This window comes from Flavobacterium sp. (genome assembly GCF_041392005.1).
In the GTDB taxonomy this organism is placed as follows: Bacteria; Bacteroidota; Bacteroidia; order Flavobacteriales; family Flavobacteriaceae; genus Flavobacterium.
The window spans coordinates 1-16,617 of record NZ_JAWKMX010000009.1; the positions used below are offsets into that span (position 1 = coordinate 1).

Below are 16,617 nucleotides of genomic sequence, written 5' to 3' on the forward strand. Positions count from 1 at the left end.
TTTGTTTCTGGTTTAATAATTTGTTATTGTGGAACTGTATTTTTATTTTTAGTATCAAGTTCTATATATACATATGATAAATCTAATTTTCAGTATTAGTGGCTTTTAAATATACTATTAAACTTTGTCTTACGTTCGTTATTAATAATAGGAGTATGGAAAGCCCGAGTGAAGTAAAAATATTATTTTGGTTAGGAACATCTGTAATGTTGTTGTTAACTTTTGGATTATTGTCTTTGGTTATGTTTTACCAGAAACAATTTTTAAAGTCAAAACAATTGGAATCTGAACGTTTATTAAAAGCAATACTAGATTCGGAAAAAAAGGAACGTCAACGTATTGCTCAAGATTTACATGATGGTGTGCAGAGTGATTTGAGAGCAATTAGTAACTATTTTTTATTGCTATCACGAAAAATAAAGGAAGAACAATTGCAGAGTCTACTAAAAGATACACGCAATGCTTTGGAAGATACCATTGAGAGTACACGATTTATTTCGTACAAGCTTATGCCTCCTTTAATAGAAATTCGTGGATTTGTAATGGCAGTTCAGGATTATTTTGAACGTTTGAGTAAATCTTCGAATAAAAAATTTTCACTACAAGATAATGTTAAAGAAATTGTAGTGTCTGATTCAGTAGGGTATGAGTTATTTAGAATAGTACAAGAGTTTACTTCCAATATGCTGAAATATGGCTCTATACAAGAATGTAAGTTGTTTTTTTACGAGATTAATAACCGTATATGTTTAGAGTTAGTTGATGATGGTGTGCCATTTGATTTTATGTCGAGTTATAAGACATCATTTGGTTCTGGCTTGCAGAATATACAATCACGATTGAAGAGTATTCATGCTACATTGGAGCAGAGAAAAGTCGTTACTGGGAATCATTTTGTTATTTATTTACCTAAAGAATTATGATTAAAATTGCATTAGTTGATGACCACCAACTTTTCAGAAAAAGTTTGGCTTTGTTGCTAGAATCATCGGATGATTTTGATATTGTTTATGATACTGATGATGGATTACATTTTATAGATTATGTAGATACTACTGCTATTGACGTTGTATTGCTTGATATTCAAATGCCTATATTGAATGGTTATGAAGTGTGTAAGCGATTAAAAATGATTAATCCTGATATTAAAATTTTAATTATTTCTCAATTAACTTCTAAAGAAGCTATACATCATGTTATGGAATGTGGAGCTAATGGTTTTTGTTCTAAAAACTCATCTCCAGAAAATTTGGAAAAAGCTATCCGTAAAATAAAGGAGCACGATTATTATTTTGACAATGAGTTAGGTTCAGTAATTAGAGATGCTATTTTATGGGATAAGAAAGAAGGCTTATCCCTAGACTCTAATGGGACTATTTTCTTAACAGAACGAGAGATTGAGATTGTTAGACTAGCTTGTGTTGAATTAAGCACTAAACAGATTGCTAATCAATTATATATAAGTTCTCGTACTGTGGAAAATCACAAAAAAAAATATTATGAAAAAGACTCATGCCAAAAATTTTATAGGTGTTATTCTGTATGCTCTCAAAATTAATGCAATTAGTTTGGAGGATTTTTGATTAAGTATTTGTAGTTTATTATTCATGGGTTATGATGTTAAAAAATGCTTCAAAAAGCTTCGAATACCTTTGATATTTAGTAAAAAATGACTTGATTTAATATTAAAAAATAATTTATATCATATAATTTTTTACATTTGAATTTAATTATAAAATTATTAATAATCAAGCTCTAATCTTGAACATAAAATTGAACACGATTTTGTAAAAAACATACAAGTTATGGACTTGCAAGCCCAGTAAATACATTATAAAAATACTGATTGCTAAATTCATAACCCTGAGGTCACGGGTTCAACTCCCGTCTTCGCTACGAATAAAAAAAGGCTTTAGATTTTCTAAAGCCTTTTATTTTTTAATTTTTCGCCAATCCAAACACCTATTTTGTAAGCAAAATAAATTCCGAAAACCACAATTACGTTAGTTATAAAAACGTACAAAACATACTGAAACGTATCGCGTTTAGAATCGATACAATAGTTTGAAGTTATACAAACGTTTATTGTGTTTTTTTGAAACTGCGTCATTACAAAACTTAAGGCTAAAAGCCCAATTAACACAACGGTTACATATTTTGGTCCGTTCGATTTTGGTTTTTTCCCTGTCGGTTTAAAGGCATTTCGTTCTTCTTCGTTTCGTTTGTTGTTCTGTAACGACCAAAGTACTTTTTTAGCATCGTTATCAATTTCCATTTTAGTCTTTTAAAATTTCAAGCAGTGCGTCAAAATTTACAGTTTGTTGCTCGCCTGTTGTTAAGTTTTTAACGGTATAACTATTTTTTTCAATTTCTTCGGCTCCTACTAAAACAGCAAACGGAATTCCTCGCTTATCAATATGCTGAAATTGTTTCCCTATTTTGGCTTTATCAGGGTATAGTTCTACTTTTATGTTTTTTTGACGCAGTTTTGCAATGGTTTTCATAGCATATTTAGCTTCGTTATCGCCAAAATTTAAAAACATAGCTTTTGAGGTTGCCGAAACCGTTTCTGGAAATAAATTAAGTTCGTCTAAAACTAAATAAATTCGGTCTAACCCAAATGAAATACCAACGCCACTCATGTTTTTTAATCCAAAAATTCCTGTTAAATCGTCGTAGCGACCGCCGCCACCTATTGAACCCATAGCAACACCTTGTGGAGCGGCCACTTCAAATATAGCACCGGTGTAATAATTTAGCCCGCGAGCTAGCGTTACATCTAAATCTAAAGTAGCCGATTGCAAACCTATTTCACTTATACTATCGCAAATAAACTGTAGTTCTTGTACACCTTTCATTCCTTCCTCTGAAGTTGAAAGTAAATTAGCTAATTTTTTTATTTTCTCCGAAATTGTTCCGGTAAAATTAAATAACGGTAGTATTTTTTCGATGGCATTTTCTGAAATACCTTTTTCAAGCATTTCCTTTTTTACACCATCTTCACCTATTTTATCTAGCTTATCTAATGCAACCGTAAAATCAATTAATTTATCGCTAGCACCAATTACTTCTGCGATTCCTGATAAAATTTTACGATTATTAATTTTGATGGTTACACCTTGTAAACCTAATTCGGTAAAAACCGAGTCGTATAATTGTACCAATTCTACTTCTTGCCAAAGCGAATTAGAACCTACCACATCGGCATCGCATTGATAAAACTCTCTAAAACGTCCTTTTTGCGGACGATCGGCACGCCAAACGGGTTGCATTTGATACCGCTTAAACGGAAACTCAATTTCATTTTGGTGCATAACCACATAGCGTGCAAATGGAACCGTTAAATCGTAACGCAGTGCTTTTTCGGAAATTTGGGCTGTTAATTTTAAGCTATCTTTATTTGTTAAAAACTGTTCGTTTGATTTTGCCAAATAATCTCCAGAATTTAAAATTTTAAAAATGAGTCGGTCGCCTTCTTCGCCGTATTTTCCCATTAATGTTTCCGAATTTTCAAACGAAGGTGTTTCAATGGGTTGAAATCCAAACTTTTCAAAATTAGCTTTTATAATAGTAAAAATATAATTACGCTTGGTAACTTCAATAGGCGAAAAATCGCGTGTTCCTTTTGGTATTCCTGGTTTTTTTGACATTATTCTAAATTTGATAATTTGAAAATGAGATAATTTGAAAATGTAGTGCAAATATCGAATTTATTCATCAGTATAAAAAATCTATTTCTTTGTACTTTTCTCTTTGCTCTATTTTCTAAAAAATTGTAACAAAAAATTAAAATAGTAGTCTAATACTTCAGTATGGTAGGATTATTTAAAGAAAACACAAAAATAGCTCTTGACTCAATTAAAAGTCAGGTTTTGCGTACATCGCTAACGGTTTTTATTATTGCATTAGGAATTACAGCTTTAGTAGGAATTTTAACGGTAGTTTCGGCTTTACAGAATACTATTTTAAACGATTTTGCCTCAATGGGCGCTAATACATTTTCGATAAGTCGTTACGATGCTTCTTCTCAAATAAACCGAAACAATTCGGATACACGAATAAATCCTATAATTAGTTATCCAGAAGCAAAAGCTTTTAAAGACGAATATAATTTTCCGTTTACGCAAACTTCGTTATCGTTTACCGCTGCTTCAAATGTAGAAGTAAAGTATAGCGATAAAAAAACCGATCCAGAAATTGCCATTGTAGGTGTTGATGAGAATTTTTGCCCTAATAAAGGTTTGCAAATTGCAAAAGGACGAAACTTTAATTCGTTCGATATTGCTAATAATAATTTTGTTTGTGTTTTAGGCTCCGATTTTGAAAAAGGACTTTTTAAAGATATGAATCCTTTAGATAAAACGATTTCTATTCGTGGTGCAAAATTTAAAGTTATTGGTGTTTTAAAGGAAAAAGGTTCAACATTTGGCAACAGCCAAGATTTACGGGTTTTAATTCCAAATCAAATTGCGCGTTCTATTTTTTCGCAACCAAATATAAATTACGATTTATCGGTAATGGTTACTAATGAAAATTTGCTTGATGAAGCGGTTGATAATGCGATTATAACTATGCGAAGAATTCGAAAATTAAACCCAATTGAAACAGAAAATTTTGGTGTTTCACGTAGCGACGATTTAATTCAAACTTTGTTAGACAATACGGCTACGTTAAGTATTGCTGCTTGGGTTATTGGTGTAATTACCGTTTTTGGTTCGTCTATAGCTTTAATGAATATTATGCTGGTTTCTGTAACCGAAAGAACACGTGAAATTGGTATTCGAAAAGCACTTGGCGCAAAGCGAAGCACTATTGCGTGGCAGTTTTTTACCGAAACTTTGGTTATTGGACAATTGGGCGGAATTGTTGGAATTATTTTAGGCATTTTAAGCGGTTTCGGTATTGCAATGGCGTTTAAATTTCAGTTCGCAATTCCTTGGTTAGCCATTATTGCGGCATTTATTACTACTTTTATTGTAACCATTGTTTCTGGTTTATACCCTGCAATTAAAGCCTCAAAATTAGATCCGGTTGAAGCGTTGCGATATGAGTAGTTTTTGAGTACGATTTACGAAGTTTGAAATACGAAGTTTAAAAACTTGAAAGCGCTATTTTTTATTATTTTGATTATTTCTTAAAGTTTTTATTGAAGCGACAACAATAGCTAAGATTTCATTACCTTCTTTTAAAAGATATTCTATTTCATTTTTTATTTTTTGATTTGTATTTATTTCAGAAATGATTTCAAGAAAAAACAAACTTTCATCAGCTTCTTCCTCGACTATTTTTAGTTTATTAATAAAATCCGCTGTTGATTTAGCTCGTTGAGAAGCTCTATAATTTGCTCCTACCGAACTTGAACTTCTAATTAATTGATTTACATAAGCATTAAACTCTCTTGAATGCGGCAATTTAGAACACAACAAAGAACAAGCTATTGTAAACTTTTTTGTTCTTGATTTCATATCTATTCTCATTTCAGTACATTTTTGAAAGCTTAAATTCGTAACTCGTAATTCTTAACTCGTACATTTTATCATTCTATCATTTCCTTTTAAATCTTTACGAAGTTCGATGTTTTTGAAACCTAATTTTTCTAATAATTCAATGGTTTCTTTTCCTAAATATTGATTGATTTCAAAGAAAAGAAATCCATTTGGTTTAAGACTTTTTTTTGCCAATTGTGCTATTTTTCTATAAAACAATAAAGCATCGTTATCTTCTACAAAAAGTGCTAAATGCGGTTCGTAATCCAAAACATTTTTTTTTATTTCTTCTTTTTCTAAATTTCGAACATATGGCGGATTGGAAACGATAACGTCTAATTTAGTCGAAAGTTGAAAGTTGAAAGTTAAAAGGCTATCTAAATTTTCAACTTTTAAAATATCTGCTTGAATAAAGTTAACATCTACATTATTATTTTTTGCATTTTGTTTAGCAACTTCCAATGCTTTTTCTGAAATATCAATGGCAAAAACTTCCGCTTGCGGTAAATTGGTTTTTAAACTTATTGGAATACAACCCGTTCCTGTTCCGATGTCTAAAATTGACATCTCGACTCCGCTCGATATAACACACTTTTGACTTTCGACTTTTGACTTTTGACTTTTAATAATCCATTCTACTAACTCTTCAGTTTCATAACGAGGAATTAAGGTATTTTCATTCACTTTAAATAGTAAACCATAAAACCAAGCTTCTCCTAAAATATATTGAATCGGTTTTTCGTCTTTTAAATAAGAAATTATTTTTTCCCATTCAGATGTATTTGTAATTTCAAAATCAGGTTGTAATGAAATATCAATTCTTTTTTTTTGATAGAATTTTTCCGTTATTATAAAGAAAAAACTGTCAATTTCTTCCTTATCGTAAAGGGATTGCAACTCGTTTTGAAAATGTATTTTTTGTTCCTTAATTGTCATCTATAATTCTTTTATCATCCACACATCGCAACTCGTATGACCCGTGCAACCCATTGGTTTTTCTAAATACTGAAATCCCATTTTTTCATACAATTTTCTTGCATTTTGCATAAATGGTAAGGTTTCTAAATAACATTTTGTAAAACCTTGTTCTTTAGCAAAAGTCAAACTTTTTTCAATAATTTCTTTGCCCAAACCTAAACCGCGTGCTTGTGGTGAAAAATACATTTTTTGAAGTTCGCAAAATTCTTCCGTTGCATTCTCCAAAGGCGCTAAGCCTCCGCCGCCAATAACTTTACCCTCATGTTCTACAATAAAATAAATCGATTTGGGTTGTTGATAGACATCATACAACTGATCTAAAATTGGATCAGCATAGGCAGTTTCTTCTTTTGGCGCATTTAATTCGTCAAAAATATCACGAATTACTTTTGCAATTTGCTCATTATCTTGAGGTTGTATTTTTCGTAAAATCATTGTAAAAAGATATGCGTAAAAGTACTAAAATTCACACATGGTTATCGCAAAAGATTGTTAAAAACACTATTTTTGTAGAATGACGACTCACGAATTTTTCATGGAACGTGCTTTACAATTAGCTAAAAATGGTTTAGGAACAACTTATCCTAATCCGTTAGTGGGAAGCGTTATTGTACACGATGGAAAAATCATTGGTGAAGGTTGGCATAAAAAAGCTGGTGAACCTCATGCTGAAGTTAATGCGGTACATTCGGTAAAAGACAAGTCGCTTTTAAAAGAAGCTACCATTTATGTTACACTAGAACCCTGTAGTCATTTTGGTAAAACACCGCCGTGTTGTGATTTAATTATTGCTCATGAAATTCCGAATGTTGTAGTAGGAACGATTGACCCATTTGCAAAAGTTGCCGGAACAGGCATTCAAAAATTGAAAGCATCGGGGAAAAATGTTTTGGTTGGTGTTTTAGAAAAAGAATGCCGAGAATTAAACAAGCGTTTTTTTACATTTCACGAAAAAAAGCGTCCATTTATTATTTTGAAATGGGCAGAAAGCGCCGATGGTTTTTTGGCACCATTATTTAAAAATAAAAATCGTCCCGTTTGGATAACCAATCAATATTCCCGACAATTGGTACATAAATGGCGTACCGAAGAGCAAGCCATTTTGGTAGGAACGCAAACTGTTTTAGATGATAATCCAAAGCTTGATGCACGTGATTATTATGGAAAAAATCCAATTCGAATAGCAATTGATAAAACCAATAAAATTCCTGAAAATTTTGAAATTAAAAATGGAAAACAATCTACAATTATATTTTCAGAAGCTAATTTTTTAACAGAAAGTAAAAAATATTCACACAAAAAAGCTATATTTGATATTCAATTTTTAGATTTTTTAGTAAAATCACTATATGTTGAAAATATTCAGTCGATAATAATTGAAGGCGGAAAGTTTACACTTGAAGCGTTTATTTCGGCAGAAATTTGGGATGAAGCTCGTATTTTTATTGGAAAAAATAATTTAAATAGTGGTTTATCTGCTCCTGTTTTAAATAAAAAGACTTTCAAAAAAGAGTTTATATTTGATGATCAACTAAATTATATCAAGAATTATGATTGAAGCTATTATTTTTGATTTCGGAAATATCTTTGTCAATATTGACCCAGATAAAACTTTTGATGCTTTAAAGAAATTAGGCTTAAAAGAATGGAATACCGATTTAGATGCGTTAAACGATTTATATGAAAAGGGAAAAATTGAAGAAAACGATTATTTAAAAGGCATTCAAAAATTTGTTCCTAATGCAAGTTTGCCCGAAATTAAAAAAGCTTGGAACAGTTTGGTGCTTGATTTTCCTGAAGAACGTCTTGATTTTTTGCAAATATTAACCGATAAATACAAACTATTTTTATTAAGCAATGCCGATAAAACCCACATTGAACGTTTTGAGTATTTGCACGGCGAATCGTTTGCTCGCGATTTTTACAGTTGTTTTGAGAAGGTTTATTTTTCATTCGAATTTGGTTTTCGCAAACCCGATATTTCGGCTTTTCAGTTTATAATGAATATGCACCATTTAAACCCTAAAAAAACATTGTTTGTTGATGATACGCTACAAAATATTGAAGGCGCCGAGAAATTAGGTCTTCTTACTTGGCATTTAAACCCAGCAACGCAAGATGTAACCCACTTGCCACAGCTTTTTAAATCGTTGCATGCTTAATATACTGTTTACCATTATATTTTCGAGTATTTTATACGTTGTATTTAAGATTTTTAAAATTTTAAACATTAATATTTTTCAAGCTATTGTTTGTAACTATTTTTTTGCTTCATTTTTAGGTTTGTATTTTAGCGAAACTCCGTTTCAGTTTTCTGAAATTTCATATAAAAGTTGGTTCCCATTTGCAATAATTATAGGTGTATTATTTGTTACTGTTTTTAATGTAATGGCAAAAACCATTTTGGTTACCAATTTAACGGTAGCTTCGGTTGCCAGTAAAATGTCGATGGTAATTCCTGCACTTTTTGGAATTTTAATTTTAAAAGAACCTACTTCGTTATTTTTATGGATAGGTTTATTTTTGGCTATTATTTCAGTTTATTTTGTATCGAAAAAACCAAACGAAAGCTTTACGATATCGCATTTTGGTTTTCCTATTCTATTATTTCTAGGTTCAGGAACAGTTGATACTTTAATAAACGTAACCCAACATTCGTATTTAAATAAAAGTGAAACCGCTTTATTTTCGGGCTTTGCCTTTTTATTTGCTTTTTTAAGTGGTTTTTCGGTTTTATTATTTTTATTTTTTATCAAAAAACAACACTTCGCTTTAAAAAATTTAATTGCAGGATTATTTTTGGGAATTCCCAACTATTTTTCGTTGTATTTTACCACCCGTTCACTTCAAATAGATACATTAAGTAGTGCTACAATTTTTACAATACTAAATATTGGTGTAATTTTGCTAACCACTTTAATTGGGTTGCTATTTTTTAAAGAAAAATTATACAAACTCAATTACATTGGAATACTATTAGCACTTATAGCTTTATTTTTGGTTACCCAATAGAATGAACGAAAACGACATAAATGATATTTATAAAACTATAAATTCCGCATCGGAAGAGGTTTTGTATAAAGAGAAAAACAGCAAGTTTTTTGGTTATGCTTTTCCTGTTTCTACCGAAGATGAAGTAAAAGAAATTATCGCGCAATTAAAAAAAGAACACCATTCGGCAAGGCATTGGTGCTATGCTTTTCAATTAGGAACAGAAACTATTTCATATCGAGCAAATGACGATGGCGAGCCAAATAATAGTGCGGGAATGCCTATTTATGGACAAATTCAATCGTTTAATGTTACCAATGTTTTAGTAGTGGTGGTTAGGTATTTTGGTGGTGTAAAACTAGGCGTTGGCGGATTAATTTCAGCCTATAGAACAGCAGCACAAATGGCACTCGAAAATGCAGTAATTGTTGAAAAAACTATTAACAAGCATTTTACTATTCGTTTTGATTATCAAAATATGAATAAAGTAATGCGTGTAATTAAAGAAAAAAATATTGATATTGTTTCCCAAAAAATGGAAATGAATTGCGAGATTGAAATTGCCACTCGAAAAAAAAATGTTGAAGAAATTTACAATATTTTTGAGAGTTTATATGGTGTTACTATTACAGAAAAAGAAACATTATAAATTGGTTAATTTATCGGTTATATAATTTGGCGGAGCAATAGGTCTTCCTGTTTTCATATCTACAAAAACCAGCATAGAGTAACCAGTTGTTAACAACTCGTTTTTTTCGTTGTAAATTTCATAGTCAAATTCAATTTTAACCGATGTTTGACTTTTAAAAATAGTACAAATTGTTAATAATTCATCGTAGCGGGCTGGTTTTTTATAATTCATTGTTAAGGTAACCACAGGAAGCATTATGCCTTCGTCTTCCATAGATTTGTAAGAAATTCCTAAATTTCGCAACCATTCAACTCTACCCATTTCAAAATATTGCGCATAGTTTCCGTGGTACACAACTCCCATTTGATCGGTTTCGGCATAACGCACTCTTGTTTTTATAGAAAATTGTTTCATTTTTATGTGTTTTTTATAAATTAATACGACTATTCTTACTCTTTTTTTAAAAAGAAAATTAGAGTCATAAAAAAGTTAATTTGCATACCATATTTTTTTTAAAAAATCAATAGTGTTTTATTTTTTTTTACCAAAAAATGTTCACATATTTGCCTAACCAAATTTATCGCGAAACTGATTTTTTTAATCTCTAAAAAAACAGATTTTTAACTAAAACCAAAAGTAAAAGAGAATTTATGAGTAAAACTGCGCAATCGGTATGGGATAACTGTCTTCTTTTTATAAGCGACAATATTCAAGAACAAGCCTTTAAGACTTGGTTCGAGCCTATACAGCCAGTTGAACTTATAAACAATTCACTTTCTATACAAGTTCCTAGTAAATTTTTCTACGAATGGTTAGAGGAACACTATGTAAAACTTTTAAAAGTAGCATTAACAAAAGAACTTGGAACAGGCGCAAAGTTACTATATAAAATTAAAATGGAAAATACTTATGGTAATAAAGCTCCATTTACACACCAGTTGCCTAGTAACTCTCGCCAAGCTGTAAAAACACAAGAGGTTGATGTGCCTATAGTGCAAAAAGACCCGCAGCTTAAAAATCCGTTTATTATTCCTGGTATTCGCAATATTAATATAGAATCGCAATTAAATTCAAATTACAGTTTCGATAATTTTTTAGAAGGCGATTCTAACCGTTTGGCTCGAAATGCGGGTATGGCTGTTGCTAATAAACCGGGTGGAACATCTTTTAATCCGTTGTTAATTTTTGGTGGAGTAGGGCTTGGTAAAACACACTTAGCGCACGCAATAGGAGTAGAAATAAAAGATAAACACCCAGAAAAAACCGTTTTGTATATTTCTGCCGAAGTTTTTACCCAGCAATTTATAGAATCTGTTAAAAAAAATACGCGCAACGATTTTATTCATTTCTATCAATTAATAGATGTATTAATTATTGACGATGTTCAGTTTTTATCTGGAAAATCGGGTACGCAAGATGTGTTTTTTCATATATTTAATTATTTACACCAAAATGGCAAGCAAGTAATTTTAACTTCAGATAAAGCGCCTGTTGATATGCAAGATATAGAACAACGTTTGCTATCGCGGTTTAAATGGGGTTTATCGGCAGAGTTACACCAGCCCGATTATGAAACTAGAATATCTATTTTACAAAATATATTGTTTAGAGATGGCGTTACTATGCCAGAAGAGATTGTAGAATATGTGGCCAAAAACATTAAAACAAACGTTCGCGAACTAGAAGGAGCTATTATTTCGTTAATTGCGCAATCTTCTTTCAATAAAAAAGAAGTTAATTTAGAATTAGCAAAACAAGTAGTAGAAAAGTTTGTTAAAAACGTTAAACGAGAAATTTCTATTGATTATATTCAAAAAGTAGTTTCCGATTATTTTCAATTAGATTTAGATACTTTACAATCTAAAACAAGGAAACGTCATGTAGTACAAGCGCGCCAATTGGCAATGTTTTTTGCTAAAAAATACACTAAAAATTCTTTGGCAAATATTGGTAATCAAATAGGTGATAGAGACCATGCTACAGTGTTACACGCTTGTAAAACAGTTGATAATCTAATAGCAACCGATAAGCAGTTTAGAAAGTTTGTAGATGATTTAAACAAAAAATTTTCGCATTAAAAAGCCTATTAAAATATTAATGGTTTGCTTGGGCAACATTTGTAGATCGCCTTTAGCAGAAGGTATATTAAAAAGCAAATTACCACAAACTAATTTTTTGGTAGATTCTGCAGGAACAGGAGGTTGGCACGCTGGCGAGCAACCCGACAAGCGTTCTATTGCAGTGGCTAAAAAATATGGAATTGATATTTCGACTCAAAAAGCAAGAAAGTTTACAATTTCCGACTTTGACACTTTCGATTTTATTTATGTAATGGATAAATCGAATTATGCTGATGTTTTGGCTCTTGCTAAAAAGGATCATCATAAAAAGAAAGTTACTTTAATTTTAAACGAGCTTTATTCTGGCAAAAACGTAGAAGTACCCGATCCGTATTATGGTGGAGAAGATGGTTTTGAGCATGTATATAAAATGCTTGATGCCGTTTGCGATGTAATTGCTAAGAAAGTTTTGCGATGATTTTTCTTTCCTAAAATGTTATTTATCAGCATATAAGGCTATTTTTTTAACATTAATTTGTATATTGTTCTACTATAAAACTAGTTAGAATGATAAAAAAATCTATTTTACTTGAAAATAAAGCCTCTATTACTACGCAACATTTACAATTAAAAATTAAAACCGAAAGCAGAGAAAGTTCCATTCCAATTGAAGATATTGGTTTTATAGTAATTGATAATGCTGAAACATACATTAGTATTCCTGCTATTAATTTATTGGTTAATAACAATGCCGCTGTTATTTTTTGCAATACCAATCATTTACCTAATGGAATGTTGCTAAACCTAAACAGTCATCATATTCAACAAGAATTATTTAAAAGCCAAATAAATGCAAGTTTGCCTTTAAAAAAACAACTTTGGCAACAAACTATTATAGAAAAAATTACTAACCAAGGAATACTATTAGAAAAAATTACCAATAAGAAAAATAATTTCGATTTTTTAGCATCGAAAGTTTTGAGTGGCGATACAACAAATATGGAAGGTGTAGCAGCTAGTTTTTATTGGAAAACATTTTTTGAAACAGATTTTAAACGCGAACGATTTGGCGATTATCCTAATAATTTTTTAAACTACGGTTATGCGTTGTTACGAGCCGCAACCGCAAGAGCACTTTCGGCTAGCGGATTGTTAAATACTTTAGGAATTCATCATAAAAGCAAATACAATGCTTTTGCTTTAGCCGATGATATAATGGAACCATTTCGACCTATTGTTGATGAAAAGGTTTATGAATTAATGCAACAATATGAAGAACAAGAGTTAAACACAGCTATTAAAGCAGAATTGTTACAAATACTTACGCGAACAGTTTATTTTAAAACCGATAAAAGTCCGTTAATGGTAGGATTGCAAAAAACGGCAAGTTCGCTACAGCAATGTTTTACAGGTAATCGTAAAAAAATAAAGTATCCAAAACTATGGATTTAAATGCGTATAGAGTTATGTGGTTATTTGTGTTTTTTGATTTGCCTACAGAAACAAAAAAAGATCGAAAAAACGCATCGGGTTTTAGAACGAACTTGTTAAAAGACGGTTTTAGTATGATGCAATATTCGGTTTATATACGGCATTGTGCTAGTAGTGAAAGTGCTGATGTTCATGAAAAGCGAATTTTTAAGTTATTACCGCCATTTGGAAAAGTTAGCATTTTAAGAATTACCGATAAGCAATTTGGTAATATTATGAATTTTTGGGGAAGGGCAGAGGTAGCTAAAACGGTTCAGCCTACACAATTAGAACTGTTTTAAAAACAAAAAAATGCTTCAATCTTAGTTTATCAAGCTAAAAAAGAAGCATTTTTTTAATTGAGAATTTACGATAATGTTTTGATAATCAATTGATAAAAGCGGTGCTAATATCGTAATTTCTAATCTTTAATCAAACCACAACAGGCGCTACACATTGAGTAAGCAATGTTTAATATCGTAATTTCTAATCTTTAATCAAACCACAACTCACAATGAATTTATAAAAAAATACGGTATTTTCTAATCTTTAATCAAACCACAACTTAGATTATCTAGGCGGTATTATAAATTTAATATCGTAATTTTCTAATCTTTAATCAAACCACAACTTTAGGTCAATTGTTGGTCGTAATTTTTATTTCAATGAATATCGTAATTTCTAATCTTTAATCAAACCACAACAGAACACAAGGTAGATGGTATCACAAATAATATCGTAATTTCTAATCTTTAATCAAACCACAACAATTTCAGTTTTCTGCCTTTGAACTTAATATCGTAATTTCTAATCTTTAATCAAACCACAACAGTAACGAGAGTAACAATGTTTAAATATCGTAATTTCTAATCTTTAATCAAACCACAACAGCGGAGTACGATAAATTTATGGAGGAGTAATATCGTAATTTCTAATCTTTAATCAAACCACAACCAAATTTACAAAGTTAATCACAGCCGAAAAAATATCGTAATTTCTAATCTTTAATCAAACCACAACATATAACAAATAATTACTAAATTATAGAAAAATATCGTAATTTCTAATCTTTAATCAAACCACAAGAAGATCGCAAACGAATTTAAAAGAGGTAAATATCGTAATTTATAATCTTTAATCAAACCACAACATGCTGCCAAAGCCCTTAAAGATAAACGCAATATCGTAATTTCTAATCTTTAATCAAACCACAACAAGAGTTGACTTCGAAAACTTTATGGATGGAATATCGTAATTTCTAATCTTTAATCAAACCACAACCGAAGCTGCAATGGTAAAAGAATATTAATATCGTAATTTCTGTCTTTAATCAAACCACAACTTGTTCTATCAGTTGTGTTGAGAAAAATATCGTAATTTCTAATCTTTAATCAAACCACAACTTCACCAAGTGCGAAAAGTTTAAGGAGTTAATATCGTAATTTCTAATCTTTAATCAAACCACAACAAATCGCTAAACCTTTTTTCTGTGTCAAATATCGTAATTTCTAATCTTTAATCAAACCACAACCAGAAAAAGCTGGACAATAATAGTGTTATTAAGAAATATCGTAATTTCTAATCTTTAATCAAACCACAACGGATAATCGCTTTACGCTTGTCTGAAATTGAACGCTAATATCGTAATTTCTAATCTTTAATCAAACCACAACAAGCCTTTTTGGTGGATTTTGTTATTAATAACCTAAATATCGTAATTTCTAATCTTTAATCAAACCACAACAATCCAAGAGGTTGTTGATGGAAAACGATTAAAAATATCGTAATTTCTAATCTTTAATCAAACCACAACGAGGATAGTAAAAGCCTAATTACAAACGACAATATCGTAATTTCTAATCTTTAATCAAACCACAACTGTTAGGTGGTGCTCCGTTCAATTACTTGTAATATCGTAATATTCTAATCTTTAATCAAACCACAACGCTTATCTAATTTTGTAAAACGCAAACATTAATATCGTAATTTCTAATCTTTAATCAAACCACAACTGAAACTTTAGAATATAGTATTGCACCTTAAATATCGTAATTTCTAATCTTTAATCAAACCACAACATTCTAAATGTGTTTTTCTTCCTATCTCTAATATCGTAATTTCTAATCTTTAATCAAACCACAACAGTAACTTCTTTCGGAGCTTACTATTTAGAAATATCGTAATTTCTAATCTTTAATCAAACCACAACTCGCCCCGCCGTGTTAATATTAAATTTGTTAATATCGTAATTTCTAATCTTTAATCAAACCACAACGCTTTTTTTATTTAGTAAAACAAAAAAAGAATATCGTAATTTCTAATCTTTAATCAAACCACAACTAATAATACCAGTTTGTAAAACTTGAGCTTAATATCGTAATTTCTAATCTTTAATCAAACCACAACATATTCTAATTTAGAAACCTTACCGTTTTTAATATCGTAATTTTAATCTTTAATCAAACCACAACGCAAAAACCACGCAAACTGTAGAAATTAATAAAATAATATCGTAATTTCTAATCTTTAATCAAACCACAACAATAGCCGAAATAGCTTTCTCATTACTTCTTGCAATATCGTAATTTCTAATCTTTAATCAAACCACAACGAGCGACGTTGACTTGCATTGCCATAAATATCGAATTTCTAATCTTTAATCAAACCACAACTGCACCGGTTTTATCGGTGAATATCGTAATTTCTAATCTTTAATCAAACCACAACAGCGCAATTTACGAATGCAATTAGCAATATCGTAATTTCTAATCTTTAATCAAACCACAACTATAAACATGGAAAAAAACAATTTATACAATATCGTAATTTCTAATCTTTAATCAAACCACACGACATTGTTCGGCTGATGTGAATGCAATAAAATATCGTAATTTCTAATCTTTAATCAAACCACAACAATAACACTTTACCGTTGTTGCTTCATCAATATCGTAATTTCTAATGTTTAATCAAACCAACGGGGGCTGAAATTTATTAAAGA

At 30.6% G+C, this 16,617-nt stretch carries 17 protein-coding genes and 1 CRISPR repeat array (1 of these 18 only partly in view); of the genes, 11 read left to right on the forward strand and 6 right to left on the reverse strand.

Features of this window, described 5'->3' with window-relative positions:
• The first annotated feature begins 155 nt into the window (after positions 1-155).
• Complete coding sequence (locus tag R2808_RS06070) at positions 156-923, forward strand: sensor histidine kinase (protein WP_371270066.1); 768 nt, start codon at positions 156-158, stop codon at positions 921-923.
• Positions 920-1,558 (forward strand): response regulator, encoded by a 639-nt coding sequence (locus tag R2808_RS06075; protein WP_371270067.1) that lies wholly within the window; start codon positions 920-922, stop codon positions 1,556-1,558. The genes R2808_RS06070 and R2808_RS06075 overlap by 4 nt, the downstream gene beginning before the upstream one ends.
• Before the next feature lie 363 nt (positions 1,559-1,921).
• On the opposite strand, the gene R2808_RS06080 is transcribed toward R2808_RS06075, so the two are convergent.
• A complete protein-coding gene (locus R2808_RS06080) occupies positions 1,922-2,275 on the reverse strand; it encodes a hypothetical protein (RefSeq protein WP_371270068.1) in 354 nt (117 codons plus the stop codon).
• 1 nt (position 2,276) lies between these two features.
• A complete protein-coding gene (hisS, locus tag R2808_RS06085) occupies positions 2,277-3,650 on the reverse strand; it encodes a histidine--tRNA ligase (RefSeq protein ID WP_371270069.1) in 1,374 nt (457 codons plus the stop codon).
• A 162-nt stretch (positions 3,651-3,812) separates the two neighbouring features.
• On the opposite strand from hisS, the gene R2808_RS06090 reads away from it, so the two are divergent.
• Positions 3,813-5,054, forward strand: a complete 1,242-nt coding sequence (locus R2808_RS06090; RefSeq protein WP_371270070.1) for an ABC transporter permease — start codon at positions 3,813-3,815, stop codon at positions 5,052-5,054.
• 54 nt (positions 5,055-5,108) lie between these two features.
• On the opposite strand, the gene R2808_RS06095 is transcribed toward R2808_RS06090, so the two are convergent.
• The 3 genes from R2808_RS06095 to R2808_RS06105 are packed head-to-tail and all read right to left on the reverse strand — an operon-like array spanning position 5,109 to position 6,899.
• A complete protein-coding gene (locus R2808_RS06095) occupies positions 5,109-5,477 on the reverse strand; it encodes a four helix bundle protein (RefSeq protein WP_371270071.1) in 369 nt (122 codons plus the stop codon).
• A 42-nt stretch (positions 5,478-5,519) separates the two neighbouring features.
• On the reverse strand, positions 5,520-6,422 hold the full coding sequence (prmC, locus tag R2808_RS06100; protein ID WP_371270072.1) for a peptide chain release factor N(5)-glutamine methyltransferase: 903 nt from the start codon (positions 6,420-6,422) through the stop codon (positions 5,520-5,522).
• Positions 6,423-6,899, reverse strand: a complete 477-nt coding sequence (locus tag R2808_RS06105) for a GNAT family N-acetyltransferase (RefSeq protein ID WP_371270073.1) — start codon at positions 6,897-6,899, stop codon at positions 6,423-6,425.
• Between the two features lie 79 nt (positions 6,900-6,978).
• On the opposite strand from R2808_RS06105, the gene ribD reads away from it, so the two are divergent.
• From ribD to R2808_RS06125, 4 genes are read left to right on the forward strand one after another with little or no spacing between them, the layout of a single operon-like run.
• Positions 6,979-8,022, forward strand: coding sequence for a bifunctional diaminohydroxyphosphoribosylaminopyrimidine deaminase/5-amino-6-(5-phosphoribosylamino)uracil reductase RibD (gene ribD, locus R2808_RS06110; protein WP_371270074.1), 1,044 nt, complete (start codon positions 6,979-6,981; stop codon positions 8,020-8,022).
• Complete coding sequence (locus tag R2808_RS06115) at positions 8,015-8,626, forward strand: HAD family hydrolase (RefSeq protein ID WP_371270075.1); 612 nt, start codon at positions 8,015-8,017, stop codon at positions 8,624-8,626. Before ribD ends, R2808_RS06115 begins: the two co-directional genes overlap by 8 nt.
• Positions 8,619-9,476, forward strand: coding sequence for an EamA family transporter (locus R2808_RS06120; protein ID WP_371270076.1), 858 nt, complete (start codon positions 8,619-8,621; stop codon positions 9,474-9,476). The genes R2808_RS06115 and R2808_RS06120 overlap by 8 nt, the downstream gene beginning before the upstream one ends.
• A gap of 1 nt (position 9,477) precedes the next feature.
• The gene (locus R2808_RS06125; RefSeq protein ID WP_371270078.1) at positions 9,478-10,104 is read left to right on the forward strand and encodes a YigZ family protein; all 627 of its coding nucleotides are present in this window, start codon (positions 9,478-9,480) and stop codon (positions 10,102-10,104) included.
• On the opposite strand, the gene R2808_RS06130 is transcribed toward R2808_RS06125, so the two are convergent.
• Complete coding sequence (locus R2808_RS06130; RefSeq protein ID WP_371270079.1) at positions 10,099-10,500, reverse strand: acyl-CoA thioesterase; 402 nt, start codon at positions 10,498-10,500, stop codon at positions 10,099-10,101. The two genes, R2808_RS06125 and R2808_RS06130, sit on opposite strands and share 6 nt — an antisense overlap.
• Before the next feature lie 236 nt (positions 10,501-10,736).
• Here R2808_RS06130 and dnaA point away from each other — a divergent pair, with 236 nt between their 5' ends.
• From dnaA to cas2, 4 genes are all read left to right on the forward strand, one after another.
• On the forward strand, positions 10,737-12,164 hold the full coding sequence (gene dnaA / locus R2808_RS06135; RefSeq protein ID WP_371270081.1) for a chromosomal replication initiator protein DnaA: 1,428 nt from the start codon (positions 10,737-10,739) through the stop codon (positions 12,162-12,164).
• A 19-nt stretch (positions 12,165-12,183) separates the two neighbouring features.
• On the forward strand, positions 12,184-12,624 hold the full coding sequence (locus tag R2808_RS06140) for a low molecular weight protein-tyrosine-phosphatase (protein ID WP_371270082.1): 441 nt from the start codon (positions 12,184-12,186) through the stop codon (positions 12,622-12,624).
• Between the two features lie 89 nt (positions 12,625-12,713).
• Entirely contained in the window at positions 12,714-13,598 is an 885-nt protein-coding gene (cas1, locus tag R2808_RS06145; protein WP_371270083.1) for a type II CRISPR-associated endonuclease Cas1, read from the forward strand.
• Positions 13,589-13,918 (forward strand): CRISPR-associated endonuclease Cas2, encoded by a 330-nt coding sequence (gene cas2 / locus R2808_RS06150; RefSeq protein WP_371270084.1) that lies wholly within the window; start codon positions 13,589-13,591, stop codon positions 13,916-13,918. The genes cas1 and cas2 overlap by 10 nt, the downstream gene beginning before the upstream one ends.
• 106 nt (positions 13,919-14,024) lie before the next feature.
• Positions 14,025-16,617: a CRISPR direct-repeat array (repeat unit 36 nt; unit sequence AATATCGTAATTTCTAATCTTTAATCAAACCACAAC) (it continues 1,753 nt past the right edge of the window).

Bases quoted from the DNA above. Each gene is read 5' to 3' on its own strand.
- R2808_RS06080 (WP_371270068.1), bottom strand. From the start codon at position 2,275: ATGGAAATTGATAACGATGCTAAAAAAGTACTTTGGTCGTTACAGAAC.
- R2808_RS06120 (WP_371270076.1), top strand. From the start codon at position 8,619: ATGCTTAATATACTGTTTACCATTATATTTTCGAGTATTTTATACGTT.
- R2808_RS06115 (WP_371270075.1), top strand. From the start codon at position 8,015: ATGATTGAAGCTATTATTTTTGATTTCGGAAATATCTTTGTCAATATT.
- R2808_RS06130 (WP_371270079.1), bottom strand. From the start codon at position 10,500: ATGAAACAATTTTCTATAAAAACAAGAGTGCGTTATGCCGAAACCGAT.
- cas2 (WP_371270084.1), top strand. From the start codon at position 13,589: ATGGATTTAAATGCGTATAGAGTTATGTGGTTATTTGTGTTTTTTGAT.
- R2808_RS06125 (WP_371270078.1), top strand. From the start codon at position 9,478: ATGAACGAAAACGACATAAATGATATTTATAAAACTATAAATTCCGCA.
- R2808_RS06090 (WP_371270070.1), top strand. From the start codon at position 3,813: ATGGTAGGATTATTTAAAGAAAACACAAAAATAGCTCTTGACTCAATT.
- R2808_RS06075 (WP_371270067.1), top strand. From the start codon at position 920: ATGATTAAAATTGCATTAGTTGATGACCACCAACTTTTCAGAAAAAGT.
- prmC (WP_371270072.1), bottom strand. From the start codon at position 6,422: ATGACAATTAAGGAACAAAAAATACATTTTCAAAACGAGTTGCAATCC.
- cas1 (WP_371270083.1), top strand. From the start codon at position 12,714: ATGATAAAAAAATCTATTTTACTTGAAAATAAAGCCTCTATTACTACG.
- R2808_RS06140 (WP_371270082.1), top strand. From the start codon at position 12,184: ATGGTTTGCTTGGGCAACATTTGTAGATCGCCTTTAGCAGAAGGTATA.
- R2808_RS06070 (WP_371270066.1), top strand. From the start codon at position 156: ATGGAAAGCCCGAGTGAAGTAAAAATATTATTTTGGTTAGGAACATCT.
- R2808_RS06095 (WP_371270071.1), bottom strand. From the start codon at position 5,477: ATGAGAATAGATATGAAATCAAGAACAAAAAAGTTTACAATAGCTTGT.
- R2808_RS06105 (WP_371270073.1), bottom strand. From the start codon at position 6,899: ATGATTTTACGAAAAATACAACCTCAAGATAATGAGCAAATTGCAAAA.
- ribD (WP_371270074.1), top strand. From the start codon at position 6,979: ATGACGACTCACGAATTTTTCATGGAACGTGCTTTACAATTAGCTAAA.
- dnaA (WP_371270081.1), top strand. From the start codon at position 10,737: ATGAGTAAAACTGCGCAATCGGTATGGGATAACTGTCTTCTTTTTATA.
- hisS (WP_371270069.1), bottom strand. From the start codon at position 3,650: ATGTCAAAAAAACCAGGAATACCAAAAGGAACACGCGATTTTTCGCCT.